Origin of the sequence: Streptomyces sp. NBC_00193 (assembly GCF_026342735.1) — a bacterium.
Lineage (GTDB): Bacteria > Actinomycetota > Actinomycetes > Streptomycetales > Streptomycetaceae > Streptomyces > Streptomyces stoeckheimensis.
The window spans coordinates 47602-73455 of record NZ_JAPEMM010000002.1 but is presented as its reverse complement, the minus strand read 5'-3'; the positions used below and the strand labels follow the sequence as shown (position 1 = coordinate 73455).

The 25854-nt window shown below is 67.8% G+C and carries 20 protein-coding genes and 1 pseudogene; 16 read left to right on the top strand and 5 right to left on the bottom strand.

Going from position 1 to position 25854, the window contains the following annotated elements:
• Nucleotides 1–165: 165 nt before the first annotated feature.
• On the bottom strand, nt 166–441 hold the full coding sequence (locus OG898_RS28325) for an isoamylase early set domain-containing protein (RefSeq protein ID WP_266960670.1): 276 nt from the start codon (nt 439–441) through the stop codon (nt 166–168).
• A gap of 261 nt (nt 442–702) precedes the next feature.
• On the opposite strand from OG898_RS28325, the gene OG898_RS28320 reads away from it, so the two are divergent.
• The 5 genes and pseudogenes from OG898_RS28320 (at nt 703) to OG898_RS28300 (ending at nt 4474) form a co-directional block, all read left to right on the top strand.
• Entirely contained in the window at nt 703–1317 is a 615-nt protein-coding gene (locus OG898_RS28320) for a hypothetical protein (RefSeq protein WP_266960668.1), read from the top strand.
• 126 nt (nt 1318–1443) lie between these two features.
• Entirely contained in the window at nt 1444–1758 is a 315-nt protein-coding gene (locus OG898_RS28315; RefSeq protein WP_266960666.1) for a transposase, read from the top strand.
• Nucleotides 1755–2651, top strand: coding sequence for an IS3 family transposase (locus tag OG898_RS28310; RefSeq protein ID WP_266960664.1), 897 nt, complete (start codon nt 1755–1757; stop codon nt 2649–2651). The genes OG898_RS28315 and OG898_RS28310 overlap by 4 nt, the downstream gene beginning before the upstream one ends.
• Before the next feature lie 33 nt (nt 2652–2684).
• A pseudogene (locus tag OG898_RS28305) lies at nt 2685–3964 on the top strand (phage/plasmid primase, P4 family); the annotation flags it as partial.
• 123 nt (nt 3965–4087) lie between these two features.
• Nucleotides 4088–4474 (top strand): DUF6009 family protein, encoded by a 387-nt coding sequence (locus OG898_RS28300; RefSeq protein WP_266960662.1) that lies wholly within the window; start codon nt 4088–4090, stop codon nt 4472–4474.
• A 769-nt stretch (nt 4475–5243) separates the two neighbouring features.
• On the opposite strand, the gene OG898_RS36415 is transcribed toward OG898_RS28300, so the two are convergent.
• The 3 genes from OG898_RS36415 to OG898_RS28290 all read right to left on the bottom strand — a co-directional run bounded on the left by OG898_RS36415 (nt 5244) and on the right by OG898_RS28290 (nt 12327).
• Nucleotides 5244–5369, bottom strand: a complete 126-nt coding sequence (locus OG898_RS36415; protein ID WP_353963683.1) for a DUF6287 domain-containing protein — start codon at nt 5367–5369, stop codon at nt 5244–5246.
• A gap of 180 nt (nt 5370–5549) precedes the next feature.
• Nucleotides 5550–5933, bottom strand: coding sequence for a hypothetical protein (locus tag OG898_RS28295; RefSeq protein WP_266960660.1), 384 nt, complete (start codon nt 5931–5933; stop codon nt 5550–5552).
• Between the two features lie 94 nt (nt 5934–6027).
• Nucleotides 6028–12327: an RHS repeat domain-containing protein gene (locus tag OG898_RS28290; RefSeq protein ID WP_266960658.1), complete on the bottom strand. Its 6300-nt coding sequence runs from the start codon at nt 12325–12327 to the stop codon at nt 6028–6030.
• A gap of 576 nt (nt 12328–12903) precedes the next feature.
• On the opposite strand from OG898_RS28290, the gene OG898_RS28285 reads away from it, so the two are divergent.
• The 4 genes from OG898_RS28285 (at nt 12904) to OG898_RS28270 (ending at nt 19380) form a co-directional block, all read left to right on the top strand.
• Nucleotides 12904–17010, top strand: coding sequence for a ricin-type beta-trefoil lectin domain protein (locus tag OG898_RS28285; protein WP_266960656.1), 4107 nt, complete (start codon nt 12904–12906; stop codon nt 17008–17010).
• 139 nt (nt 17011–17149) lie between these two features.
• A complete protein-coding gene (locus OG898_RS28280; RefSeq protein ID WP_266960654.1) occupies nt 17150–17536 on the top strand; it encodes a hypothetical protein in 387 nt (128 codons plus the stop codon).
• Between the two features lie 163 nt (nt 17537–17699).
• Nucleotides 17700–17912, top strand: a complete 213-nt coding sequence (locus tag OG898_RS28275; RefSeq protein WP_266960652.1) for a hypothetical protein — start codon at nt 17700–17702, stop codon at nt 17910–17912.
• Nucleotides 17913–18561: 649 nt separating this feature from the next.
• Nucleotides 18562–19380: an alpha/beta hydrolase gene (locus OG898_RS28270; RefSeq protein WP_266960650.1), complete on the top strand. Its 819-nt coding sequence runs from the start codon at nt 18562–18564 to the stop codon at nt 19378–19380.
• Here OG898_RS28270 and OG898_RS28265 read toward each other — a convergent pair.
• A complete protein-coding gene (locus OG898_RS28265) occupies nt 19377–20675 on the bottom strand; it encodes an XRE family transcriptional regulator (RefSeq protein ID WP_266960648.1) in 1299 nt (432 codons plus the stop codon). The genes OG898_RS28270 and OG898_RS28265 overlap by 4 nt on opposite strands.
• 193 nt (nt 20676–20868) lie before the next feature.
• On the opposite strand from OG898_RS28265, the gene OG898_RS28260 reads away from it, so the two are divergent.
• The 7 genes from OG898_RS28260 to OG898_RS28230 all read left to right on the top strand — a co-directional run bounded on the left by OG898_RS28260 (nt 20869) and on the right by OG898_RS28230 (nt 25767).
• Nucleotides 20869–21264, top strand: coding sequence for a DUF6415 family natural product biosynthesis protein (locus tag OG898_RS28260; protein WP_266960646.1), 396 nt, complete (start codon nt 20869–20871; stop codon nt 21262–21264).
• Nucleotides 21265–21433: 169 nt separating this feature from the next.
• Nucleotides 21434–21697, top strand: coding sequence for a hypothetical protein (locus OG898_RS28255; RefSeq protein ID WP_266960644.1), 264 nt, complete (start codon nt 21434–21436; stop codon nt 21695–21697).
• 58 nt (nt 21698–21755) lie between these two features.
• Nucleotides 21756–21890: a hypothetical protein gene (locus tag OG898_RS28250; protein ID WP_266960642.1), complete on the top strand. Its 135-nt coding sequence runs from the start codon at nt 21756–21758 to the stop codon at nt 21888–21890.
• A gap of 284 nt (nt 21891–22174) precedes the next feature.
• Nucleotides 22175–22402 carry a hypothetical protein gene (locus tag OG898_RS28245; protein ID WP_266960640.1) on the top strand — a complete coding sequence of 76 codons (228 nt, stop codon included), beginning with the start codon at nt 22175–22177 and terminating at the stop codon, nt 22400–22402.
• Nucleotides 22387–22974, top strand: coding sequence for a sigma-70 family RNA polymerase sigma factor (locus OG898_RS28240; protein WP_266960638.1), 588 nt, complete (start codon nt 22387–22389; stop codon nt 22972–22974). Before OG898_RS28245 ends, OG898_RS28240 begins: the two co-directional genes overlap by 16 nt.
• Nucleotides 22975–23819: 845 nt before the next feature.
• On the top strand, nt 23820–24638 hold the full coding sequence (locus OG898_RS28235; RefSeq protein WP_266962646.1) for an IclR family transcriptional regulator: 819 nt from the start codon (nt 23820–23822) through the stop codon (nt 24636–24638).
• Nucleotides 24639–24870: 232 nt separating this feature from the next.
• Nucleotides 24871–25767: a hypothetical protein gene (locus OG898_RS28230; protein WP_266960636.1), complete on the top strand. Its 897-nt coding sequence runs from the start codon at nt 24871–24873 to the stop codon at nt 25765–25767.
• Nucleotides 25768–25854 lie beyond the last annotated feature (87 nt).

The following is a 25854-nucleotide window of genomic DNA, read 5'->3' as shown; positions in this document are numbered from 1 at the left end:
CGTCGACGCGGACGACGGTGCCGGCGGGGATGAGGACTTCCTTGCCGAAGATCCACGGGCCCGACCAGGCTGGTGCCGGGTGTGTAGTGCGCGTCGGGGCTGTAGCTCCACATGTCAGCCATACGAGTTCTCCTTCATGAGTGAGTGCCCGCTGGCTACGGCGGGTCAGGTGTGCAGGAGGCTGTTGCAGCCGTCGTGGCCGTCCGCTTCCTCTTCATCGAGGCAGTGGCCGCCGTCGGCGAGGTAGCGGAACTGGTGGTGCTGGCTCACCGGCAGGGTGACCGTGACCGACCGGCTCCCGTCGGATTGCTCGGCCAGCGGGTGGGGACCGGGCTGCCAGTCGGTGAAGTCACCGACGACGCTGACCTCACCGGCCGGATGGCCGGCGGGCAGGACGAACGTGATCTCGGTCTGCTTCTTGAGCCAGGTGCGCTCCAGCATTGACGCTCGCTGCTCACAGCAAGGGGGGGCAATGGCTGCGCCATCCATGCCCGCTCTGCCGGTATGGGCAGCGGGGCATTGGACCACCTGCTCCTGCTGCCACCCAGATGGCCGTGTACTCCGTGAACCCCACCGGCTCCGGGCACGTGACCTGTTCATGGATTTCGCTCCGCCGGCCGGTCGGGCTGCGGCATCGTCGTCTGTCCGGTGCCACCAGCCGGTGGCACCGGAAACTGCAGGACAGCCGGCTTGAGGAGTCTCATGGGCGAGGGCAGGCGGGAAACATGGACGACGGAGGAGTTCGGCTCCTCCCACACGGGTGCGGTCGGGGTGCTCCTGTCCGACGGCACCGTCCCGGACCCCGTCTACTTCGACAGCGGTTCCGGACCGGGTGGGCAGGCCGTCTCACAGTGGTCCGTCTACGACGGCCGATGGGCCCACGTCCCGCGTGCGGCCGCGCTGCGCGCGGTGTGCTCCTGTGGCTGGGCCGGCCCCGAGCACCGTCTGGAATGGGAGGCGATCGGCGACGACCAGGACTTGGACGACGGTGGGGAGGACCAGGCGGATGCCTGCCTCGAAGACTGGGACGGGCACACGGAACAGGTAGAGGCGACCACTATCCCTCTGCCGGAGACGGTCACCACGCTGCTGGAGCGCTTGGAAGAGGAGATCGACAAGCTGACCCGGACCTCCCCGGTCGCGGCCGTACGGGCGGCTCGCCGGTTGGAGGTCACCGCGGAGCGGGTCGGCTACTGGGCTGCCCGCGGCACCGCGAACGACCTGGACACCGCACAGGCCGCCGCTGCTCTCGGGCTGGAGGAGGACGCTGCACGGAAGTTGATGGCTCGTTTCGGTCGCTGGAGCCCATATCGCTGACCCCGCCCCAGGTGTTAGACGACTCTCTGCGTGGTGATGAAGCGGGGTGACGGCGACACTGAAGCTTCCCCTTGATCGTGGACACCTGGAGACTGGGACGTGAGAGCCCAGAGGAAGCAGTGCCAGGTGGGAAGCAAGTACACGAAGCGGTACTCGGACGAGTACAAGCGGGACGCGATCGAGCTCGTGCGGTCGTCGGGCCGGCCGGTGACCGAGGTTGCCCGGGCGCTCGGGATCAGTTCGGAGTCCCTGCGAGGCTGGGTGAAGAAGGCCCGCGCCGCCCAGGAGGCCGGTTCGGTCTCTGCCGGGCGGGCCGGGCAGAGTGCCGCTGACCGGGACGAAGAGCTGAAGCGGCTGCGGAAGCTGACCGCCGAGCAGGCGAAGACGATCGAGATCCTGAAAAAAGCGACCGCCTTCTTCGCGAAGGAGAGCGACCGGTGAGCGAGATATGCCGGTTCATCCACGCGGAGAAGGCGAACTTCACGGTCGTGCTGCTGTGCGAGGTGATGAAGACTGCCCGCTCCACGTACTACGCGTGGGTGGCCGGAGCCGAGGCCCGCGAGGCGAGGCGGCGGGCCGAGGAGGCCCTGGCCCACCAGATCACGGTGATCCACATCGCGTCCTGGCGGAACTACGGAGTTCCGCGCGTCACCGCCGAACTGCGCCGGCAGGGCCGGCCGGTCAACCACAAGCGGGTGGCCCGGGTCATGAGGGAGAACGGCATCGCCGGGAACGGCCGGCGCACCGGCCGCCGCAGCCTGACCAAGGCCGACACCAAGGCCGCCCCGTCGCCGGACCTGATCGGCCGGGACTTCACCGCCGCCCGCCCCGGCACGCGGATCGTCGGGGACATCACCTACATCCCCACGGCCGAGGGCTGGCTCTACCTCGCCTCGTGGCTGGACCTGGCCACACGCGAGATCATCGGGTACTCAATGGCCGACCACCATCGTGCCGACCTGGTCGTCGACGCCCTGGACATGGCCGCCGCACTGGGTCGCTTGGAACCCGGCTGCCTGATCCACAGCGACCGCGGATCGGAATACACGTCCGGACAACTCCGCCACAAAATCCGTGAGTTGGGACACCGGCAGAGCATGGGCCGGACCGGGAGCTGCTTCGACAACGCCGCCGCGGAGAGCTTCTGGGCCGTACTCAAAGAGGAGATCCGCACCCGCTTCTGGCCCGACCGGGCCACCGCCCGCGCCGACATCTTCGACTTCGTCGAGACCTTCTACAACAGACGCCGCCTGCGCAAACACATTCACTGGGGCTACCTCACACCCCACGAGACACGCCTGCGCTACCGACAAGGCCAAGCCCTCGCGGCGTAACAACAACGTGTTCAAGATCATGGGGAAACTTCAAAGTCCGCCGTCTGGGCAGCCGGAGACATGGCCGAGCAGATGCCGGCCAGCGACCCCACAGGCCTCTTCAGCGACCGCGACCTCCTCCTGCACCGGCACAGGTCCATGTCGACCCCCGGCATCAAGGCCATGCTCACCCAGGCCAAGGCCTCACGCGCGCTCGCCCTCGACCCCGACACCCTGGACGGCGACCCGTACGCCCTGTGCACTCCGGCCGGCGTCGTCGACCTGCACACTGGACAGCTGCGCAAGCCCGACCCCGAACGCGACATGCACTCGCGGGCCGCCAGCGTCGGCCCCGAGGCCATGCCCACACCGCGCTGGTACCGGTTCCTCCACGACACCTCGGCGATGACGACAAGGGCCTGGAGACCATCCAGTTCCTCCACCTGCTCCTGGAGTACTCCATCACCGGAGACGTCGGCGCGCAGGTCCTTCCGTTCCTCTACGGCACCGGCGCCAACGGCAAGTCCGTCCTGCTGGACGTCATGACGCAAATCCTGGGCGACTACGCGCAGGCAGCCCCGCCCGGATTCCTGATGGAGAAGGGCAAGTTCTCCGAGCACTCCACCGAGCTGACCGAGCTGCACGGCCGGCGCATCGTGGTGTGCAGTGAGCTCAAGCCCAATGACAAGTTCGACGAGTCCCGAGTCAAGCTGCTGACAGGCGGCGACCGCATCATGGCCCGCCGGATGCGCCAGGACTTCTTCTCCTTCACGCCCACACACAAGCTGTGGCTGCTGGGCAACCACCGTCCGGAAGTCGGAACCGGTGGGCACGCCTTCTGGCGCCGTATCCGCCTTATCCCCTTCGAACGTGTCGTCCCCGCCTCTCGCAAGATCGACAACCTGGCCGAGCAACTCGTCGATAGCGAAGGCCCCGGCTTCCTGCACTGGCTGATCGAGGGTGCCCAGCTCTACCTCGCCACCCGTGACCCGCTGACGGGACCGGCATCCGTACGGATGGCTACCCAGGCCTACGCGACGACCGAGGACCACATCGGGCGCTTCCTCACCGAGTGCTGCACCAGCGCTACCATCAGCCGCGCCGGCGATCGAGGCCCGGGCGACCTCAAGGTCGAGCAAGGACTCCTCTACGCCGCCTACAGCAGCTGGTGCAGCACCGGCGAAGGCATCCGGCCCGCCACCGCCCGCGCCTTCGCAACCCGCGTGCGCCAGGAGCTCGCCCTGGCCTCACCGGCCGACATGATGAAATCCAGCGGAAAGAAGTACTACCCCGGACTCGCACTCCTTGCCGATGACGAACCCGAACATGTCTAAACCATGCGCACTACGCGCCCAGCCCACATCTCTCTACGATGGACGCGGCACGCCTGAACGCGACCGTTCCCGCACCCACCCCGGCCTGTACCCGGCCGCCGACAACGAAAAGGGGCTGCAGTCATGAGCTCGCTGCTGAACGAGAGCGACCACCTCCACGAGAACACGGTGGTGTGGCTGGAGAACCCCGAACATCTCGACTACGTACGCCAGGCCCTCGACAAGACCGCACGCCGCCGGGGAAAGCCCCGCTACGCCCGAGACGGACGCATGGTCGGCTACACCGAACTCGATGAACACGCCGAGGCCGACCCAGACAGCGGGCTCCAGCTCCGACGTGTCTTCTTCCTGCTTCCGCACGACCGCGACACCGACCCCGACGGCGTCTACAACCAGGGAGCGCCAGGCGAAGCGATCGATCCCCGGACGGTCGCGCCCCGCCGAGTGGGAGCCAAGACTCCCCGCTCCCAAGGCGGACTCGACATGGCAGCAACTGCCCGGACGGCGTAGAGCAGCGCCCAAGCGCCCTACGAGCGGGATACGCATGTGGCCTGCGTACGAGGCTGGGGGACCTGCCTACCGCTGTCGTCTGCGCCCTGCAGAGCCAGCGTTGGTGCGCTGCGCACCTGGCCTCAGTTTTCCGACCGGACAGCCTGCCGTCGCCAGCCGAGCAGTGGCCCACACGGCCCCCACACTCTTGTCCAGTGGCGTTCGAATCCGCTGCCCGTGTCCGTGCGCCGGCTCGGCGTGGGTCCGCCCGTGGCTGGACGGGCGCACCCGGCACTTCAGATCAGGGTGTTCAGGAGCTTCGCGCAGTCCATGACCTTGTCGCCCTTGCGCCGGTGAGGACCGTGCCAGCGCTGAGGCTGTCGAGCTTATCGATGGTGAAGTTCAGGCTCGCTCCCTTCGTCGAGAAGCGCACCCGTCCAGCCCTAGTGTGACGGCCTAACTCTTCCGACTTTTCCCCATAGCATGCTTCCCCTGTTTTCCCACATTGCTACGCAGATTGGCCGCCAGCCTGAAGCTGACGGCCAATCGCGAGTGGTGGAATCTACGGACTTGCTGTGGGGTTCCTCTTGCGGATCGATTTAGAATCGTCGCGAATCCGGGTGGTGAGGACTTTCATGCCAGCCTTTTCCTTTACGGTAAAGGAAAGGGCTCCGCCTCCTGTGAATTCAAGGTCGACGCGGGGGCCCGAACCTATGTCGTGAGAGGCCCATTCTCCGGCGCCCTCCAGGAGCTCCTTCCCTAGCATTTTTACGCCATCCCCTCTGAGAGGCTACCCCTTCAGATTCTCTGCGGTGAATGTCCCGTCGTCGTTTATCGTGACACTGTCACCTTGCGCGTCTTGCCAGGTGCCGGCTAGTTCTGCGCGCTGAACCTCGGCAACATTATCGCTGTCCATCAGCCCGCAACCGGACATGGCCGTGATAGTGATAGTTGCGCAGAGGCCTGCGAAGTAGCCGACACCTTGCCTGCGGTGATCCTTCGACCTCGGCCCTCGAACCTTAGTGTTTCTCGCCATCACCGCCCCTCTCTCCCTCATGAAGCCGACCAAGGGGCCCAACTTCTCGACACGTCCCTCTCAGTTGCGTGGGTCCAGTGGCTGAAGAGTGACGAGTACGAGATCGCCGCCGTCGCCGAACCGGGTCCGTAGCTTCTCTTTGGTGTCGACCTCACTCAGGGCCGGGTTCGCGTCGGCGAGATAGTCCCGCAGGGGCGTGAAGGTTGCCAGTCCATTCAGGCGGGAACTGGTCGCGGTGAATCCTGCCGACTCGTCACCGCTGACGTCCCAACCGAGTGTCCTCATTCGCTCTGCCTGGCGCTGAACTCCTTGGCCGGAGGGTAGACCAGATTCCAGAACGACGTAGTCGATCTCGTACTGGGGATGGCCGGCCGAGCTGGTGGTGTCAACTTTCTGCACCACCTTGACCCCGGATATCACCTGACCTCTGGCTTCTCTGTTCACTTCTGCCGTCCCGGGCAATGCGCGCCACAATGCGAAAGCGACCCCTCCAATCAGGAATACGAGCAGTATTGCGATACCCTGACGCAGTCTCATTTCAGTCCCCCCAGAACGCGTTTCCTTGAGTCAGCCTCCGACCGTAGCCGGCTTCGCGAGCAAACATCAGCGGAGCCCTCTCCCTATTTCCTGCCAGCCATTGCTTGATCACCCTTCCGTCACCAGCGTAGGCCACATAAGCCTGAGCATCAGTGATCGAATACGTATCCTTTAGGTCGCGCATATTGGCTGCGGCCAATTGGATTCCGGTGGAATCACTAATGGCCAGCTTGGCCCTGGCTTCCTTTTCGCTCATCTTCACGCCGTAGTATTTCTGCGCCAATCTGGCCGCCAGGTCAGGGCGCATCTGTGCAATGCCCACAGTGTTATTCTTGCCGCCGATTACGCCGTAGGATTCCGCGGTCCTCAGCATGAGGCCAAGGAGGGGAATTTCGGCGATCTCTCCTCTCCCTGATCCTTCCTGAAGTAGGAGTGCGACTAGTGCGGCTTTGTCCAGTCCGAAGGCGTACGCGGCCTCCTCTATGTCTCCTCTGAATTTCTCAAGGAACCCCGCTTCGTCCATGGAGGGACGAGGCCGCTCCCCCTGCCCAAGCCAGCGTGGGGGGAAGGGGAAGAGCTGGTGGCCGGCTTGCCACGGGTCCGAGCTGCATGTGAACAAGGATGTCCGGCAGTTTCCCCCTTGGGAAGTGCCAGCTCCGTTGCGTCCTCCCTTTTGCTGGGCACTCGGCGTGAGTTTGGGAGGTCCGGGCACGTGGCCGGGTGTGGTGTTCTCGTGGTCGGGGGAAGGCCGGGTCGGGCACTCCACCTCAGCGCACATGCCGGTGGGGTCGGAGGTGGTGACCGGAGTGTTGTTGGCGTAGCTGTAGCCGTTGAACGCCTGCGGGGAGTCTCGGACGAGGACCGGGTCAACGGAGAGGAAACGGCCTGCTGCGGAGTCGTATTCGCGGGCCCCGATGTGGGTGAGCCCGGTCGACTTGTCCTGGGTGCCGCCGACGAATCCCCGCTCGCCGGGCCATGCCGTCGGCTTGGTGCCGCGGTCTTCACCGAAGGGCTTAGTGAAGCGGCGCTGGACTGCAAGCGTGGCGGCGTCGATGGAGGTGGTGCCGGTGTTGTGGTGGTCGGCCGCGACGTAGGAAAGCTTGCCGGCAGAGGTCCGGACGATGGTGGTGCCGCCGGGGGTCGTGTAGTAGCGGGTGCCGGTGACCTTGTCGGTGGCGGTGTCGCGGGTGAGCTCGTCCGTCCCGGCGTACAGGGTGGTCTTGCCGGGGTCCTTGCGGGCCAGACGGTTGCCGGCCGCGTCGTAGATGTAGGTGGACGTTCCCGCGTTGGTGGTGTTGGAGGCGAGTCTGCCTTCGGCGTTCCAGGTCAGCGTCTGGGTCGGTCCGCCATCGCCGGGGAGGTTGTCGGGGGCGTCGCCGGTGTCGGGGCGGGTGAGGGTGTTTCCGGCCTTGTCGTAGGTGAGGTTGGTCGTGACAGGGCCGTTGCTGCCCAGCTTCCTTGTGGTGGAGACCGGGGTGTGCGGGCGAGCTGCGCCGGATGCGGGGTAGGTGTTGGTGGTGACGGTGGTTTTGTTGGCGTCACCTGTGGGGTCGTGGTCGGTCAGGGTCTTGCGGTTGCCGGTGACGTCGTAGGTGAACGACTGCCAGTACGGGGCCGTGCCGCCGATCTCGCTATTGCTGGGGGCTGTGTTGGTGCAGCCTCCGATTCCGGGCACGGGGCCGGTCTTGGTGGTGGTGGTGCCGGTGTCGGTCCAGGCCTCGGTGAGACGGCCTTGGTAGTCGTAGGTGAAGCACTGGGTGTCCCGTGCTGCGCCTTGGATGTTGGCGACGGAGGTGACGTCTCCGTTGGGAGTGAAGGTGTAGTTGGCGATGTCGACTGCGGTGGTCTGGCCCTGCTTGGTGAGTTCGGTCTGCAGGACCCGGCCTGTGGCCTCGTCGTGGGAGTTGGTGATGGCGACAAATTTCGGGCTGGCGCCGAAGGTAGTGCGCTGAATCTGGCCGAGTTCGTTGTAGCTGACGTAGTTGACGTAGCTGACATCGTCCGAGCCATAGGCGCGCGGCAGACCGTTGTCGTTTCGGGTGGTGGTGAGGCGTTCGGCAGGCAGACCGCCGGCCGCAGGCAGGTTGAGCTTCTCCTCCAGCCCGGTGTTCGGGTCGTAGGTGGCTGAGGTGGTGTGGGTGCCGGTGAGGGCTCCTTCGCCGGCGGGGACGGTCAGCTTGGTGCCGGTGGGGCGGTAGCCGATGTCGTAGCCCGTGACTTCCTGGATCCAGGCCTTGCCGGCCACCCAGCTCGTGGATCCGGTCGCCAGGCCGGGCAGGAGGGTGTCGTACTCGTACTCGGCAAGCTTGGTGCCGTCGGCCGCGTTCAGGTTGCGGGTGGTGGGACGGCCCAGGATGTCGTAGCTGGTGAAGATGGAGGTCCCGCGGGCGTCCGTGGACGATACGAGACGGCCGGCCACGTCGTAGGTACTCGTGGAGGTGCCCTTGTCCGGGTCCACCGCCTTGGTCTGACGGCCTTGCAGGTCGTACTCGTAGGCCCAGCCGTTACCGGCTGGGTCGGTGATCTGGGTCAGCTGGCCGACGGTGTCGTAGCCGTAGCGGGTGGTGTCGAACGCACCCGTGGGGGTGCCGACCTTGTACTGGCGCAGCTCGGTCTTGCGCCCGCGGGCGTCGGTGATGGTGCTCGTGGCGGTGCCGCCCTGCGGCGGTGTGGTGTCGACACGGTCGGCACCCGGATAAGCGATCGCGGTCCGCCACTGCTCCTGCGCCTTCGAGACGAAGATGTTCGCCACGGGGCGGCCGAGACCGTCGTATTGGGTGACGGTGAGGGCGGGCACCATGTTGTCCTTGGCCGGGAAGAGGTTCTTCACGGGGTCGGACTCTTTGTTGGTGTAGGTGCTGCTCGCCCTGGAGACGCGGCCCCGGCTGTCGTAGGCGGTGTCGGTGATCAGACGGGTGTCTTTCGCATTCTCCAGCGGGACGGACTGGGTTTGGACCTGCTGTCCCATCGCGTCAAGGATGCTGATGGAGGTGGCGTAGTCCCCTGCGGTGCGAAGCGTCTGAGTGGTGACCGAGCTGGTGGTGAACTGGTTCAGGTCGTAGGTGAACACCTTGCTGGCGCTCTGGGTGCGGGCACGGCCCGGCAGCCACACCTGGGTGGTGCGGCCCAGCTCGTCGTAGGTCGCCTCGGTGGTGCGGTTGTTCTGGTCGACGGTCTTGACCGGGAGCCCGCGCAACGGGTGCAGGGTGGTGGTCGTCGTCCAGTTCTTGGCGTTGGTGACCTTCAGGGTCGTCGCGCGGGCCGGAGCGGCCGGCGTGTACGCCGTCTTGGTGGTGGCGCCTGCGGCGTCGGTGGCGCTGGTGATACGGCCGTAGGCGTCGTACGCGGTGGTGGACTTGGGGATGTAGTTGTGGACCCCGGACTCGAAGCGGTCCAGGACGCTGGTGCTTGTGGGCTGTCCGGGGCCGTCGAGGGTGCCGAAAGGTTTGTTGTCGTACTGGACGCGGCTGCCGTCCAGGGTGTTCTCCTCGGTGGCGGCCACCCCGCAGGCGGCCTGGGTCCGCAGGGTCTGTGAGACGCGGTCGACGATGTAGTCGGGGTCGGTGATTTTGCGGACGTAGTAGGTGGTGGTGCAGATGTCGGGCAGACCGTCAGCCTTGTCCAGGACCGACCTCTGCAGTCCGTAGGTCTCGTCGTAGTCGACGGCCTGCGAGGTGGTCCGCCAGGTCTTGTCGGCGAGCAGCACCTTCTGCTGGGACAGGACGGTGCCCTGCATCTGGGCTGTGAGGGGAGGAAGGTTGGCGCCGCGGCTGTGGGTGGCGGTCACCGGCTTGGGCGCCGGGATCCATGGGTCGTGCTGGGCCTTGGAGACGAGCTCTCCGCCGTCGGAGGCGAAGGTTTGCAGCTCGCGGAGTGTGCCGGCGAGGTGGTTGCTGTCCTTGATCGCGTTCCCGGTGATCCCGGTGAAGGTGACAGACCGCTTGGTCTTGTTGTCGGCCTTGATGTCGCCGTCCATGCCGCGCAGGTAGTAGGCGGCCGTCTTGGACACGACGTCGGGGGCGGTGCCAGCGCGGGTGATGACCTGTCCGTAACCGCGGAACTGGTTCCAGGTCCGGTACTCGTCTTTGGTCAGCTCCTCGTCGTCACGGTGCCAGGCGGCCCCGCCGACGTACTCGTAGCGGACTTCCTGGGGGCGAGAGCCACCGAAGGGATCCGTTTCGGTGACGTGGTCGACGACGTACTTGTGGAACCAGTCCAGCTCCGGATCGTTGGGACTTCTGGGGTCCTTGTTCCAGTAGACGGGGAAGCAGCGCTTGGTGTTGGAGTCGGCCGCCGTGGGCAGGCCTGCGCCGGGGGAGCAGTCGGCACCGGCGTACACAATGTCGGTGATCTTTCCGGTCTCGGACTTGATCGACACGATGCGGTGCCGGTTCATGGCCGGCCGCTGGTCGATGCTGGAGTCGACCCGGTTGTTCCTCGGGGAGCCGTAGAAGACGACCTGCGGAAGGGTGAACGATGCTGCACCGTCGTAGCCCGTCCGTCGGACGGAGGCCAGCCACAGGGACGGGGCCGTTCCATCCTTCGGGTCCCGGAACTGATGCGTCAGCGCGTACGAGTCGACGTTGTCGTATCCGCCGGCACTGTCCAGGACCTGCGTGGTGATCTTGGTGAGCCGCTTGGTGGTCCAGAACGTCGGCGAGTAGTTCTCGCAAGTACCGGTCGCCGCGCACTTCTGGTCGAAGGGCACGTCCGGCCACTTCGTCTTGTTGGCCGCGGTCAGCTTTGACGCATCGCAGTCGAAGACGTCCTTCTCGGGCAGGCAGCGCTCTTCGACCTCGAAAAGAACCTGCGCGGTGGGCTTGACGGTGGCCGCGTCGGCGAGCTTCGAGCCGTAGGTGATCTTCTCGAGGTTTCCGCCGCGAACGTACTCTTCGATGGTGCCTGTGGGGTTCGTATCCGAGGCGCCACGCTTGTAGCTGTTGAGTTCGGTGTCGTAGGTGTAGGTGATCAGGCCGTCTCGGGTGTCGACGACGAAGTCGAGGTTCCAGCGCCAGGCCTGCGGGCACCAGGATGCCTCGAACGTCGACTTGTGGCAGTCCTCGCCTGTGTTGTTCCCGTAGACGGGCATGGTCCAGGCGGAGTTGGTGGCCGGACCGGTTGTGGTTTCAGGCTTGTGGCCGAGACCGAAGTAGTACTGGGTGCCATCGGTGGTGGTCACCTTCCAGTACTCGCCGTTGTCGTCACCGTTGACCGCACCGGTCAGGTGCTCGACCTTCGAGGCGTTGTCGTTCTCCAGCCGCCATTCGCCGGTCGTGTCGTCCTTGACCAAGGCGGAGGACTTGCCGCGCAGGGAGAAGGTGGCGTTCTCACCAGCCAGGCATTGGTCGCCAGAGCCCGTCTGGCCGTCCTCGGAGCACGGTTTGAAGTTGCGTTCCACAAAGCCCGGCGAGTAGTCCCAGCCTTCACCGATCCACGACGCCTGGTTATTCGTCGCAGCCGTACGGCCGTCTACGGCCTGGGAGCTGTAGGACAGTGCGACGCTGGGCTTCGTGCCGCCGAGGCCTTCGGGTACGTCGATGGGGTAGGACCAGGAGAACCCGCCGGTGTTGGAGCCGCTGCTCCAGGAACCGGAAGACCCAAGGCTGGTGGCCGCGAAGCTGCCGGCCGGGCCGTTCGGACTGACCGCCGCACCGAAGACGGTGGCCCCGCCCGAGGTACCCGCGTCGGCACTCATGCTCTGAGCATCGCTTTCAGGTGCCGCGAGGGGGACCTCCGCGCTGAGGAGACCGGGCCGATCCCCGTCCTTGGTGGTGGTCAGCGGAGTCTGCTTACGGCACTCCGGACGGTCAGGAGTCGTCAGTGCGCACTCGGGGAGCGCGACGAGCTGGGCGCGCGAGAGCCAGTCTGCGCTGAAGGAACCCGAGATGTGCGAGACGTCCACGGATACCTTGACGGGTCCGCCCTTGGTCACCCCCTCGCCCGGGCGGACCGAGACCAGCATGCCCTGCAGGCCAACCTTCTCGGCAGCCGCACGGTCCTCAAGCGCCACGGCGGCCTTACCACTGCGAGGGGCGTCTTCCGCAGCAGCTGGGGCGACCCATACCGGAGCGTCACCAACGCGGCTCGGATCGGGCGTTGGCGCGGCCGGACCCTTGGCGAGGCCGGGGTTGGTGAAGAGCGAGCCTGCCGGGATGGTCGCGGTAGCGCCGAGATCGACCTCGGCGTCGGTGGCCGGCGGCCAGTACACGTCCTTCGGAGTCCAGGCATCAACCTGCTCTTCTGGAATATCTACCCCCGCTTTCGGGGCGTCCTTTCCGGGGACCGATTCGGTTTCCTGCAACGGCCCGGGTGACCAGCTAGGGGGCTCGGGCTTCGAGGAAGCCTCGGCGGTACCTGCTCCGATGATCAGCGAAAATACAACAGCAGAGATGGCGAATAGACGGCGATTTGCCGCAGATCTCCCTCTTGTGCGACGTAATCCTGGTGGTGCCTGCACGGCATTCCCCCCACGCTAGGTGATCGATTGGCGGATCTTAGCGTCGATTCCCGTTTATAAAACAGGGATTAATGCAGACATTCGCCCCGCTCTTGACCTGCAATGTCCAAAAAGATGGCCGAAATTTAATCATTCGCGGGCGCGTCATTCCGGCCGTCGATATTGGATATATCCGTTATTGTTGGATGTTTGGTCTGGATATCTTTTTCTGGGTTGCGGGGTTTTTGAAATGGCTGGTCGGGTGGGCTGTTAGCGTCGCGGCCAGTTGACCATCGCGACCGCATTGGGAGTTTTGCCGTGGGGGGCACACAGAGAAGCAGACGACCGGCCAGCCGGCCGGCCGCACTGGCAGGGCTGATCGCACTGGCCCTGTCGTTAACGGCCGTCGGCGGCGCACCCGCCGCGACGGCAGCACCAACCGTGGACACGCCGCCCGTGCAGAGCGAGCCGGCGCCGCAGCAGCAGCCGAGGACCGAGCGGGAGCAGGCGGAGGACGCGGCACTCGCGGAGGCGAAGCTCACGGGCAAGCCGGTCCCGGTGCCGGCCGTGACGACCGAGACCGACACCGTGGTGGCCAATCCGGACGGCACCCTGGGCATGACCCGCAGCGTCGCGCCCGTGCGCACCAAGCACGATGGTGGCTGGGTGGACCTGGACGCCACCCTGGTCAAGGCCGCTGACGGCACCCTCCGCCCGAAGGCCTCAGCGAGCAGCCTGACCTTGTCCGGCGGTGGCACTGGCCCGCTGGCCACGTTGGATCAGGACGGCAAGCGGCTGGTGGTGAGCTGGCCTGACCCGTTGCCCGTACCGGTGCTGGAAGAATCCAGCGCCGTCTACCGTGAGGTCCTTCCGGGGGCGGACCTGAAGGTCACGGCCGATGTGGGCGGCGGGATCTCGCAGATCCTGATCGTCAAGTCCGCCGAGGCCGCCAGGAACCCGAAGCTCGCCAAACTGACCACCGGCCTCAAGGGCGAGGGCGTCACCGTCTCCGCCGACGCCGCCGGAAACCTGAAGGCCGCAGATGCCTCAGGCCGTACGGTCTTCCAGGCGCCGACCCCGACCATGTGGGACTCCACCACGCCCGTCCAGGTCCCGCTCGCCAAGCCCTCCGGCACCATCGCCTTCTCCCAGGCGGTCACCGCCGACGAGACGCCGTCCGGTACGGGGGACGAGGAGGCGGTCAAGACCACCTCAGACAGTGACGGCCCGGGTGACTTTGCCAAGACCACCCGCCTGCAGGCCGACCTCGGCACGGACTCGGTCGCCCTGACCCCGAACCAGTCCTTCCTCACCGCCCCCGATACGGCCTACCCCGTCTACATCGACCCGGCGTGGGTTCCCACCAATCGCAAGACCCAGCACTGGGCCTGGGTCCAGGAGGCGTACCCGACCACCACCAACTACGACGACTACGCGGACGACTACGACCCCGGCGTCGGCTACCAGCAGTGGCGCACAAGGACAGGCCTGGAGCGCTACTACATCCAGCTCGACACCGGCGACCTGAACGACAAGGTCATCAAGAAGGCGTCCTTCAACGCGACCCAGTCGTACGCAGCGGACGCCACCTGCAGCAACCGCTACAACGTGGACCTGCACTCCACCGAGCCGCTCCTGTCGAACATCACCTGGAACACCCAGCCCCGCGACTGGGAAGTCCTGGGCACGGCCTCGATGAACAGCGCCGGCGGCCCGGGCTGCCCGAGCTCGACCACGCTCGGCGAGTGGGACGTGGCCGGCCACCTGGCCGCCAACATGTGGCGCGGCAGCGTCACCTACGCCCTCTTCGCGGACAACGAGTCCAAGACCAGCAGCAACAACGGTTTCAAGCGGTTCACCCGCGACAAGACGAAGCTGCCGTTCTTCTACATCGAGTACAACCGGGCCCCGATGACCCCGTGGGGCCTCGCGATGACGCCCGCGCCGCAGAACGGCGGCTGGGTCGGCGCTACCGCCTACCCCGGTATGAGCATCAGTGCCTGGAGCGGCGACCCTGACGGCCAGGCCACCTCGGCCCGGTTCATGGTCTACGACACCAACGGCAGTGGCGCCGTCTACGACAGCGCCATGATCGGTGAGGCCAACGGCGACCACAAGGTCACCGCCTACCCCGCCAACCTGATCGACGGTCACCAATACTTGTGGCAGGTCCAGAGCTCGGACGGCGAACTGGGCTCCGCCTGGGTCGAAGGCGGCCGCTTCTCCATGGACAGCCAGCCGCCGTCCATCCCGGTCGTCACCTCCAGCGAGTACCCGCCCTCCGGCACCCTGCCCGGCTCCAAGAAGTACGCGGGGCAGAAGGGCAACTTCAAGGTAGAGGCCACCGACTCCCTCAGCGGGGTCCTCTTCTACGAGTGGGCGTTCAACTCGAGCATTCCTGTGGGCGGTGCGAACCGGATCAACGCGGCGGCCGACGGTACGGCCACCATCCCGTTGACGCCTACGTGGTGGGGCACCAACATCCTGCGCGTCCAGTCCGTGGACCGCGCCGGCAACCGCTCGCAGCAGCAGACCTACGTCTTCTACGTCCCGGACAACCCGAACGCCAAGACCACCCTCGGCGACATCACCGGCGATGAACTCGTCGACTTCATTGCACCTGACGACGACAACGGCAACTTGATCGTCTACCCGACGGCCACTGACCCGTCAGCCGGTGGCGTGATCGCCTCCACCAAGGCGGACAGCCCCGGAGGCTTGGGCTGGGACAAGGCGCTGGCCACGCACCGCGGGGGCAACGGGATCATCAGGGACGACTTGTGGGCCTACGGAGGCGGGCAGCTCCGCTACTACCGCAACTCCATGGATGAAGGCGGCCTGGACGCCAACGACGGCCTCTACTTCGTCAAGGACCATGGCGACCCCGTGACACGTCCCGCCATCGCGGACTGCACCGTCGCGGCAACCAGCAAGCCCTGTAGCTCCACCGCCTACAGCGCGGACTGGAGCCGGGTCAAGGAGATCGTCGCAGTCGGCGACGTCCTGCCCAAGGCAGGAGTCGACCCGCTCAACGACCTGCTCGCCATCGAGAGCACCACTACGGGTGATGCCCAGCTCATCCTCCACCAGGGCGGGGCCGCCACAGGCGCGCTCATCAATCCCCTCATCCTCAGCTCCACAGGCTGGGACAACTTCACCCTCATGGCCCCCGGTGACGCCACGGGCGACGGCCTGGCCGATCTCTGGGCCCGTGACGACATCACGGGCGAGGTCTGGCAGTACGCCAACGTCGCAGGAAAGCCCGCCGCCCTCGGCGACCACACCAAGCGCACCAAGATCGGCTCAGGGGTTCCAGCCAGCGCCTACCCGGTGATCGGCACCTCCGGCGACACCAGCGCCGACGGCATCCCCGACCTGTGGGCCCTCGATAGCAACCACCGCCTGCGCACCTGGAACGGCAAGGTGACCAGCGGCAAGGTCACCGGTTTCGCCGGCTCCGAGCTCATGGGCGATGCCCGCATCTCCAGCAACCACTGGAAGCTGGACGAGAAGGAAGCGGACGGGACGACCGGACCGACCGTCTTCGACATGCGCCGCCGTAACAACGGAACGCTCAGCGCCACCGGCGCCACCCGCATCGCCGGCACCGTCGCGGGAACGGCAACCCAGGTCGTCAACCTCGACGGCGCCACCGGCACCGTCACCACCACCGGCTCCCCGGTCGACACCACCGGCAGCTTCACCGTCTCGGCCTGGGCCAAGTCCGCAGGGCCGGACGTCGTCCTCAGCCAGGACGGCCTGCACGCCAGCGGCTTCATGATCTGGCACGACGCGGACGGCACCTGGCGGTTCGGTATGTCGAAGAGGGATGACGACGGCTGGGACTACGACCAGACCGGCGTCATGAACGACGCCGCGAAGGTCGCCCTCAACGAGTGGACCCAGCTCACCGCCACGTACGACGAGACCACGGGCCTGATCGCCCTCTACGTCAACGGCACCCTCGCCGGTACCGGTCACCACGCCAAGGTCAACGTCTGGAAGGCCACCGGGTCGCTGGTCATGGGCCGCTTCAAGAACCAGAGCAAGCCCTGGTCCTTCTGGAAGGGGCAGATCAGCAACGTGACCGTCTACAAGCACTCGACGGTCCAGACCGCGAGCAGCACCACCCTCGTCTCAGCGGTGAACAGCAAAAAGTGCGCCGATGACGACCGCGGCAGCAACGCCGAAGGCAACCGCATCTACATCCACGACTGCAACACAACCCCCGGCATCTCGCAGACCTTCCAGATCCAGGAGGACGGCGAACTGCGCGTGGCGGGCAAGTGCGTGACCGCTGCGGACGGCGGAACCGCGAACCGTACCCTCATCCAGCTCAACACCTGCACCGCCGCCGCCGCGGGCAGCCAGCAATGGCTCCCCACCGCCACCAGCGGCTTCTACAACCCGAAATCCGGCCGCTGCCTCGACCTGCCCTACGCCCGCACCGTCAACGGCACCCAGCTCGAACTCTCCGACTGCAACGGATCCAACGCACAACGCTGGCACGCCGCCGGCCTCGCCTCACCCCTCGGAGCCATCGGCTAACCCCACCCACTGAGCCAGCAACCGCTGGCCCGCCTCCCTCGGGAGACGGGCCAGCGGCCTTTTGGGCCCGCACAGACGGCAGCCCACGCGCGTCCTTGGACCGGAAACGATCACCGGGGTGTCTTGCGATGATCGGTGAATGAGCGAGCGTGAGTGGCAGGCGTTGACCAAGTCCGAGGAAGCGTTCATGGTCAACTCGTTTGAGATCGACATCCTGGCTGGGGTCTGGGGAGATCTCGACGATGTCGATCGGTCCCGGCCGGTGAGGGAGCTGGCAGGGATCTTGCTCGGTCTCATCGATCGCGGATGGATCGAGGTTCGCCGAGTCGCGCCGTGGACGTCCCCGTCAGGACAGCAGGGTTTCCAGCCCGGGGAGCTGGTGCCTCGTGACCAGCTCCCGGCCGTCCTGGAAGACGCGGCCAACTGGGAGTACCCGGATGGTGACTGGATCGGTGCCGTGACGCTGGTGGAGACGGAAGCGGGTATGAAGATCACCCGTCGTTCTCCGGAGGAGACGGCCGAGTAAACCGCCGTGGCGTGGATCCTCAGCCCGCTGCTGCAAGCGGTGGCTTCGAGCCCCGCCGCCTCTGGCTCTGAGGGTTTGACCAGGGGCCGGGGGTGTAGCTGCCGGGACGGCGGCGGTGCGATCGCGCGTTCGTTGAGATCTTGCGATTGCAGATGGGGGAGTTATGCAGACCGGTGGGATTGGCGTTGCGGCTGATCGGGAGTGGGTCATCCAGAACGCGAAGGGCAAGAAGTCCGTGTACGACTCGGCGGCCGAGGCTTTCGAGGAGCTCGACGAGTACGGGGAGGGCGCCGTGGTGCTGACCCGCCTGGTGTACCGGGGGCTGTTCCGTACGAAGCCGGCAGAGGACTGGCAGCAGGCAGAACGCCCTGCTTGAACCCTCGCGGTCACCCTCCGCCCGCCCAGACTTCGGCTCGCGGCGTGCCGGCTTCCTGCCCCGTTGGAACCCGCTCGCGGGCACCGGCCGCACCCGGTCCCGCCGTCCGGCAGTGACCGATTCGTGCCGTCGCTCGTAGGCGCCGCTATCCCTGCGTGCCTTCCGGGCCACAGGTCGATCCGCGGCCGCTCGAGGGCCGCTGCTTACGGCGACCCCGAGGCAAACGGCGGGCGCATGGGTGTCCGCGTACTGACGGGCGACTTCCACGACATGTCAGCGGACACGCTGAGCTCCTTCGCCGACGACGCCGGCGTGGCGGTGAACCAGTCCTGGAAACCGGCGGCCGGACCGCCCGGAGGCTGGCTGGAATGCATGGACCTCACCGCCCCCGACAGGAGCCGGCGCGCCTTGTGCCTGTGGGATGACAAGGGCAGCCACGGTCGCCGACCCGGACCTGGCCCCCCGGGCCGACTCCCTGACCCGCGAACTGCGTGCAGCAATGGTCCACCCGGAGGGCGACTCGGAACGACAGCGGGGCTGAGTTCCTGCGAGCACCTCACCGTGCGGCTCTGCCTCAGGGCCCGGGCGCTGCATCTCATTGGAGGCGACTTGCCGCTGGGGTCTTGGGCTGGTGCCTACGATCGACGGTATGGCCTCTGAGTGGGAAGTTCGGTTCCGGTCTCTTGACGGTACGGCGCTTGTGGGAACGGTGAGGACGCCGCAGGGTACGGCGACAGCTGGGTCGGCGGTGCTGGTTCACGGCGCCGGGGTGACCCGTGAGGAGGGCGGCTTCTTCACCCGGCTCGCCGAGGGGTTGTCGGAGGCCGGGCTGGTGTCGCTGCGGTTCGATCTGCGGGCGCATGGGGCGAGCGGCGGCAGGCCGGCGGAGATCACGATGGCGGGTGTGGCCAACGACATCCGTGCGGCCGCCGATCAGCTGCGCGAGCAGACGGGCCTCGACGGCCCGCTGCACGTGATCGCGGCGTCGTTCTCCGGGGGCGCCGCGGCCCTGTACGCGGGATCGCGGCCGCGGGACGTCGATCGGCTGGTGCTGCTGAATCCGCGTCTGGACTACCGGGACCGATACGTGGAGAGCCGTCCGTACTTCGACGGCGACTACATCACCGCCACCGCCGGCCGGGATCTGGACGAGCGCGGCTTTACGGAGAAGTCACCGTTCGAACTCGGGCGCGCCCTGCACAACGAGGTGTTCTACCTCGACCCGGACGTCTATCTCCGTGCGGTGCATGCTCCGGTGCTGCTGGTGCACGGGACGAAGGACACCTTCGTGCCGGTGGAGTCCTCCCGCCGCTACCTGCCGCTCTTCGCCGGTCCGGCCGAGCTGCTCGAGCTGGACGGCGCGCAGCACGGCTTCGCTGTCCATGAGGATCCCGGCTATGCCGATCCGCAGACGCAGCTCTGGCAGGCGCAGGTCATTGACCGGGTGGCGGGGTTCTTGACCGTTTAGGCGGTCAGGGTGGTGAGTGCTTGGCGTAGTTCGCGTACGGCGGGGCGCCGGGCGTGGGGGCGGAGCTGGGCGGCGGTGCGGCGCAGTTCGCCGAGCGCCTGGCCGAAGCCGGGGGTGGCGGCGAGGCGGAGGGCGGTCAGGCCGGTGGCGGCAGCTTGGTCGGGCTCGCCTGCGGCGGCCAGCGCCCCGGAGAGATGCGCGGTGAAGAACGCCCGGTCCCTGGGGGCGAACACCCCTTGGGCGAGGTGCTGCTGGAGGAGGTCGACAGCTTGGGCGGGCTGGCCGGCTTCGCGGTAGCTGATGGCGCTCTGGGCCATCAGCCGATCGAGGGTGTAGCCAGCGCATAGCGGTCCGGTGCAGGACGCGGGTTCGGGGCTACCGGCCTGGTCGAGGGCGTGGTGGGCGTCGTCCAGGGTGCGGTTGACGGCGTCTGCTGGGGCGCCGGTCAGGGCGAGGGCGCGTGCTTCCTGCTGGAGGGCTTCGGCCCTGGCCCTGGGCGGCAGGGTCCAGGGCCCGCGGGCGGCGGCCTGGGCGAGGTCGAGCATCCGTGCGGGATCATGCCGGTCGGTGGCCTGGGCTTTGCGCAGCAGGACGTAGGCGTGCATCGGGCCGTTGCCCGTCAGGGTGGCCCACTCCGCGGCCCGGTCGTGGAAGAAGACCGTGAGGTGCGCGGGGGAGCCGGCGTCGCGGTGGAGCCACGCGGTGAACTCCGCAGCCCGCGCACCGACCCCGAGGAGTTCGCGGCGCACAGGTGTGGTGGCGTTGCGGGCGAGGGTGTCGATGACGGCCAGGAGTTCCATCGCGGCCGGAAGGACTCGGCGGGGGCCGGTGCTGCTGTCGGCGCGCGCGATGTCGTCGAGAGCCGTGCGGAGGCCACTGGCGAGGCTGTGGTCGCCGAAGCGGCGGGCGTTGGCGACGGCGGCCGCCAGCCGGTCCGGCCCGCCGCCGAGCGTGAGCGCCGGTGCCGCGCCGAGGACCCCCCGTAAGAGCAGTCGCCGGTGCACCCCGTCCTCCTCAGGCCTCGTCGTGGCGTTGTCCCTGACGCTCTGTGGCGGGGTGAAGCCGAGTTCCTCGAGGGACAGGGCGAACATGGACTGCAGAATCCGTCGGGCCTGCCGGTTGGGCCACCCGGGTTTCGAGGACTCCCACCGGCGCACCTGCCGCACGTCGACGCCGGCGTCCTCGCCGAGCAGCGCGGCGTGAGCGGTGTACGCGGTGGCGACGTCGCTCTGACTGTGCCAGCCGCGCTCCAGACGTGCAGCGCGGAAGGCGGGATTCCCCGGGCTCTGGGACATCGCAACCTCCTCATGGCGGCGTGCGGACGAAAGCAGCGCCCGCCGGAGCGGACGAGGTGACCCACGACGGTACTACCGCGAGATGTCCTGTGATGTGTCCTCGTTGCATCCGGCACCTGCCTCTACGGTCCGAAGCAAGGGTTCTGACTGGAGATCAGCAGGGCCGGCCAGGCCCGGGACCTAGGGAGGGAACGTGACCGTACTCGTGCAGGCCCATCCGTTTCAGGTGGTGAACGAAGTCGACGCGGACCCTGGACTACCGATCGACACCGTGGCGATCAGCGAGAGCGTCTCGATCATCCTCGAACCGCGCGAGATCCTGCCTTCTACCGCCCTGCTTGATCTGTGGATGAGCTGGCTCAGCGGGCACTTCGCTGTCCTCCTGCCCTCCCTCGCCGCGCCCTCCAGTCGTCCTCCCGAGAGCACGGACGACCAGCTGATCGTCGGCACCGTCGACTTCGTACGCCGAGCGCTGGAGCGTGGTCTACCCGAGGAGGCCGAAGCCGCCTACGTGCAACTCCAGGAGCTCGCCCGCACCTGCCGCTTCCTCCTCGGGCTCGCCAACGACGTCCTCCATGGCAACCGGTGACCCGGCCACCTGTCTGGGAGCCCGCCACCACTCAGAGAGCCGGTGGGGTGCCTACGACATCGAACCCGGCGCCAGCGCCACGCATTGACTCTCCTATGCGGGAGCGCGATGCCGCCGTCTGCCTGGCCCTGTCCCACCCCAAAGCCCACACCAGATAGGAGACACGGACGTGATCAGGAACGAAGCGAACACGCTGATCCGGGAGGACACCGGTCACCGCCTGCTGGGGCGGGAGGTCGTCCACCCCGCCACGGGTCGTACCGGCACCGTCGCGACCGTGCTCGTGCGCACCGCGAAGGCGACGGGCCGCACCATCGGCCGGACAGCGCACATGCGGCCGTTGGACGGGTCGGGCCGGGAGTGGACGGCAGACCCTCGCGAGCTGAAGCTCGTGCGCCACCTCGCGCCGGACATGCCCGCAGGTGTCCGGTGAACGTCCACCTTGCCGGGGCACGGCGTCGACCCCGAGGGGCGCTCCGCCGGCGTCACCGATGCTCGCACGGGTCTGGCCGCTGGAGTGCGCCCTCGGCTCTGCCGTACTCCTCGGCATCGGGCGGGCGGGGAAGGACGACGCCGAGGAGCCCACCGGCGGGCTGAGCGCGGGCGAGGCGGACCGGCAGGGCTGACTTCTTTCGGGCCCTCGGCGAGGGGGCCGAGTGCGCTCTCAATGAGGGCGGCCACCGGTCGTGAGCTGGGGTGTCTGAAGGGGGGTGCGCGGGCGCGCAGAGGCGCGCAAACAAGCGGATGCGCCCGCTCCAGAAACTTTCCGGGATCGGGCTGAACGTTCGGGGCGTGTTTTCGATTGGCTGTGAGTAGGAGCCGCCCCTGCGGGGGTTGGTTCCGCTGGCGGCCGCACCTGGGGGAGGGCACGCCTTGACCGACTGATCCGCTTGGAAGGATTTCCTTCGACGTGAACAGCACCGAGCCCCTCGTCCTGGCGCTGATAGGCGCGACCGCTCTGCGGGTGTTCGCGCCCGACGTGGTGAGAGGTCTGCGGCGCCTTCTGGGCGCTGGTGTCCGGGTCGGCGCGGCCGAACTGTCCGCCCACCGTCCCCCGCACGGACACACCGTCGTGCAGCGTGAGGTGGCGGTCACCGGTTCCGATGGTCCCGCGGAAGTCCCGTGGGGGAGTTCGTGACCGACGCCGAGTACGACCCCTTCGGGGAGCAGGCCGTCTCCAGCGAACTCGCCGGCGTCATGCCGGTGGAGTTCGTCGCCTTCCACTCCCAAAATCATGTGGCCTACCTCGAGTACGCCCACCTCGAACTCGGAGGCGAGGCCGCCGAGGTCGTGGTGGAGGACGTCTTCACCTTCCTCCTGGAGGTCTGGCCCGACGCCCTGAAGGAAGCCAACCTCCAGGCCTTCGCCTGGGCCCAGCTACGCGAGCACGTCGAGCGCTACCGCGCCCGCCAGCTCGTACCCGTGGCACTCGTCGACACCGCCAAGTACGCGGCGCTGCGCCAGGGCTCACGCCGGAGACTCGAGCTCATCGAGTCCCGCTCCGGGGTGTACGAGGCGATCGCAGAGCTACCCGACCGCCACTACGACGTCGTCCTGCTGACCTACCTCCTCGGCCTCGACACCGGGCAGGTGGCGCAGCGGATGGGTATCGCAGTGGGGACGGTCCGCTCCCACCTGCACACCGCAAGGCGGACGCTCGCAAAGAAGATCGGAATCGACTTGACTCCCGGAGAGGAGAAGGACCTGTGAACGACATGACCCGCGATGACGCGGACGCCGGATACGCACTGGACGAGGCTCTCGGGGACGCCGAGGTCTTCACCGACGAGTACGCCTCCTACGACGAGGACGCGGCCCGACGCCGCATCGCCCGCCGGATCGCGTCCGCCCGCCACAGCCGGGCCCTCACCCAACCGCGTGCCTCCGACGCCCGGCTGACCCTGTCCCCGGCCGGCCGGCCCTCCAGCCCGGCCGAGCGCAAGCTCGTCCTGGACGCCGCCGCCAACGTGAGGGCTGCCCGGAGCCTGGACACCCTGACCCGCGCCCTCGTCGACAGCCCGACCTTCACCCGCCTCGCGCTCGAGGCCGAGGCCTGGCCCCACAGCCAGCCCTCAGCCCTCCTCTTCGCCAGCCTCCTGCACCTGACGGGACGCACGGAGGCCGCCCAGTTCTGGTTCCAGTACGCCGCCGGCGCCGGATCCGACACAGCCGCCCAAGCCCTCTACCTCCTGCACCTGTCCCGAGCCGAAATCACCACCGCCCACCACTGGTACGACCAGCCCACCAACTCCGGGCCGAGCGAAGACGTCCCACCCCTGCCCTCGGCCGACGACGTCGAGGACACCCTGCACGCCTCGATCATCTGGACCTCGCCACCCATCTCCACCACCAAGATCACCCCCACCCCCTGGCCCGACCCCAACCTCCGCACCCTGCCCGCACCCGTCCGCCACGCCCTCGACACCACCACCCCCCACGAACACGAGGACCTCGGCGACATCTACACCCCCACCGCCCGCCTCGCCTCCGCACTGGCCCGCTGCGCACGACTGGACCCCGCCGGTCTCGCCGCGGACGCCAAGCCCGGCGCCCGGATGGGCAAGCGGCCCAAGCGCCTGCAGCCGGTCAACACCCGCCTGGAGGCGGCCCAGCGGGCCCTGCGCGTCCTGGAAGTGATCCACCGCCACGCCGGCGGCGTCTCCCGCACGCAGATCGCCCGGGAGACCGGCCTGCCCCAGCTGTATCTCGCCCACGCCATCGAGCACCTGGTCCGCACCCAGCTCGCCACCCCCCTCGCGCCCAGCGTCTACACGGCCGGCTCCTCCCTCAAACTCGCCCAGGACGGCCGCAGCAGCGGAGCCCTGCTCCGCGAGACCCTCGCCTTCCTCCGGGACGAGGTCGGCGCCGCCGTCTACGTCGCCTCCTACACCGACGGCGAAATCTCCATCACCCAGTACGCCGACAGCCCCACCGCACCCGCCGTCCACGAATGGGTCGACTTCCGCGAAGCCGCCCACGCCTCCGCCGTCGGCAAAGCCCTCCTGGCACAGCTCGACGACGACGAGCGCCGCGACCACCTGCACCGGCACCGGATGGAGGCCTTCACCCCCCACACCATCACCAGCCCCGACATCCTCTTCAACGAACTCGACACCCGACACCCCGGCGAACCCCTCCTGGACCTCCAGGAATACGCCCTGGGCACCGTCTGCGCCGCCGTCCCCATCCGCACCGGACCCGAACCCGAATGCGTAGCCCTCTCGCTGCCCTCGCCCGATCCACACAAGCTGCAGCAGGCGGCCCGCGTCCTGCGCAACGAAGCGATCGCCGTCCTCCTGGCCCTCCTCGTCGGCGGAGCCCATCCGACCCCACCCACCCAGGCCGCGATTCCCTGCGTGGTGATCCACCGGTAGCCGGCACCCGAAGCCAAAGCCGCCTACCCGGCCGGAACCGTGCGAGCCCTCGTCCATGAAAGCTGGCTGTCAGCCGGGCCGCCCAGCGGAGGCGGTGGGGCGTACGCGGGGCGCCCCCACAGACGGCGCCATCGAGTGCACCCCAGACGGAGTACCCAGCCCCAGCCCCCCGACGCGCGGAGGCCTGCGAAGTGTTGGCCGGGCCGGGGACCTGGGCGGGAGACTGCCGGGCATGGACGTGCAGAGGCTGGAGCTGGAGTTGTACGGGCTGAAGCCGTCGGAGTTCACCGCGGCCCGGGACGCGTACGTGGCCCAGGCTCGCAAGGCCGGCGACAAGCAACTCGCTACGGCGATCGCCGCACTGCGCAAACCGACGCTCGCGGCGTGGACCGCCGGGCTGCTGGCCCGCCACCGACCGGAGGAGGCGCGGGGCCTGGTGCAACTCGGTGAAGCGCTTCGCGCCGCGCACCGGGCGCTGGACGCCGGGCAGCTGAGGAAGCTGTCGCATGATCAGCATGTGGTGATCGGCGGGCTCGCGCGCACAGCGCGCTCCCTGGCCGCCGAGTCCGGGCAGCAGGTGAGCGAGCAGGTACTGCACGAGGTCGAGCAGATCCTCCACACGGTCCTCGCCGATTCGGAGGTCGCCGAACGCTGGCAGGCGGGTCGACTGGCCAAGGCCCCGGAAGCGACGTCCGGGTTCACCGGCCTTGAACCGCTCCCGGGTACGGCCCCACCGCGGCGGGAACAGCCGGCCGCTGCCGGGCCCCGGCCGCATCCCGTCCAATTCCCGAAGCCGGGACAGAGCCGTGACGCGCGAGCGGCTGCAGCACGGGCCCATCGTGAGCGCATGACCCAGGCACGTACCGAGTTGCACAAGGCCAGGGCGGAAGCGGAGCGCCTGGAGGCGGAACACGCCGCCGCGCAGGAGAAGGCGGCCCACGCGGCCGCCGCGGTGACAGAGGCCGAAGACGACGTACGGGCGGCGAAGGACCGGCTGGCAACGGCACGCACAACGAGCTCTGAGGCTGCCGCCGGCCTGAGAGCGGCCGACCGGGCAGCCGCGAAGGCACGGGAGCGGGCGGAGACCGAAGCTCGGAAGACGCAGAAGCTCACCGGATCGAAGGGGTGAACCGCACCAAGCTGCGGCCCCATTTCGCCGGTACCGGCCCGCACGACACTGCGGCTGCGGGATCGTCGTGTACAGGCGGCCCGCACC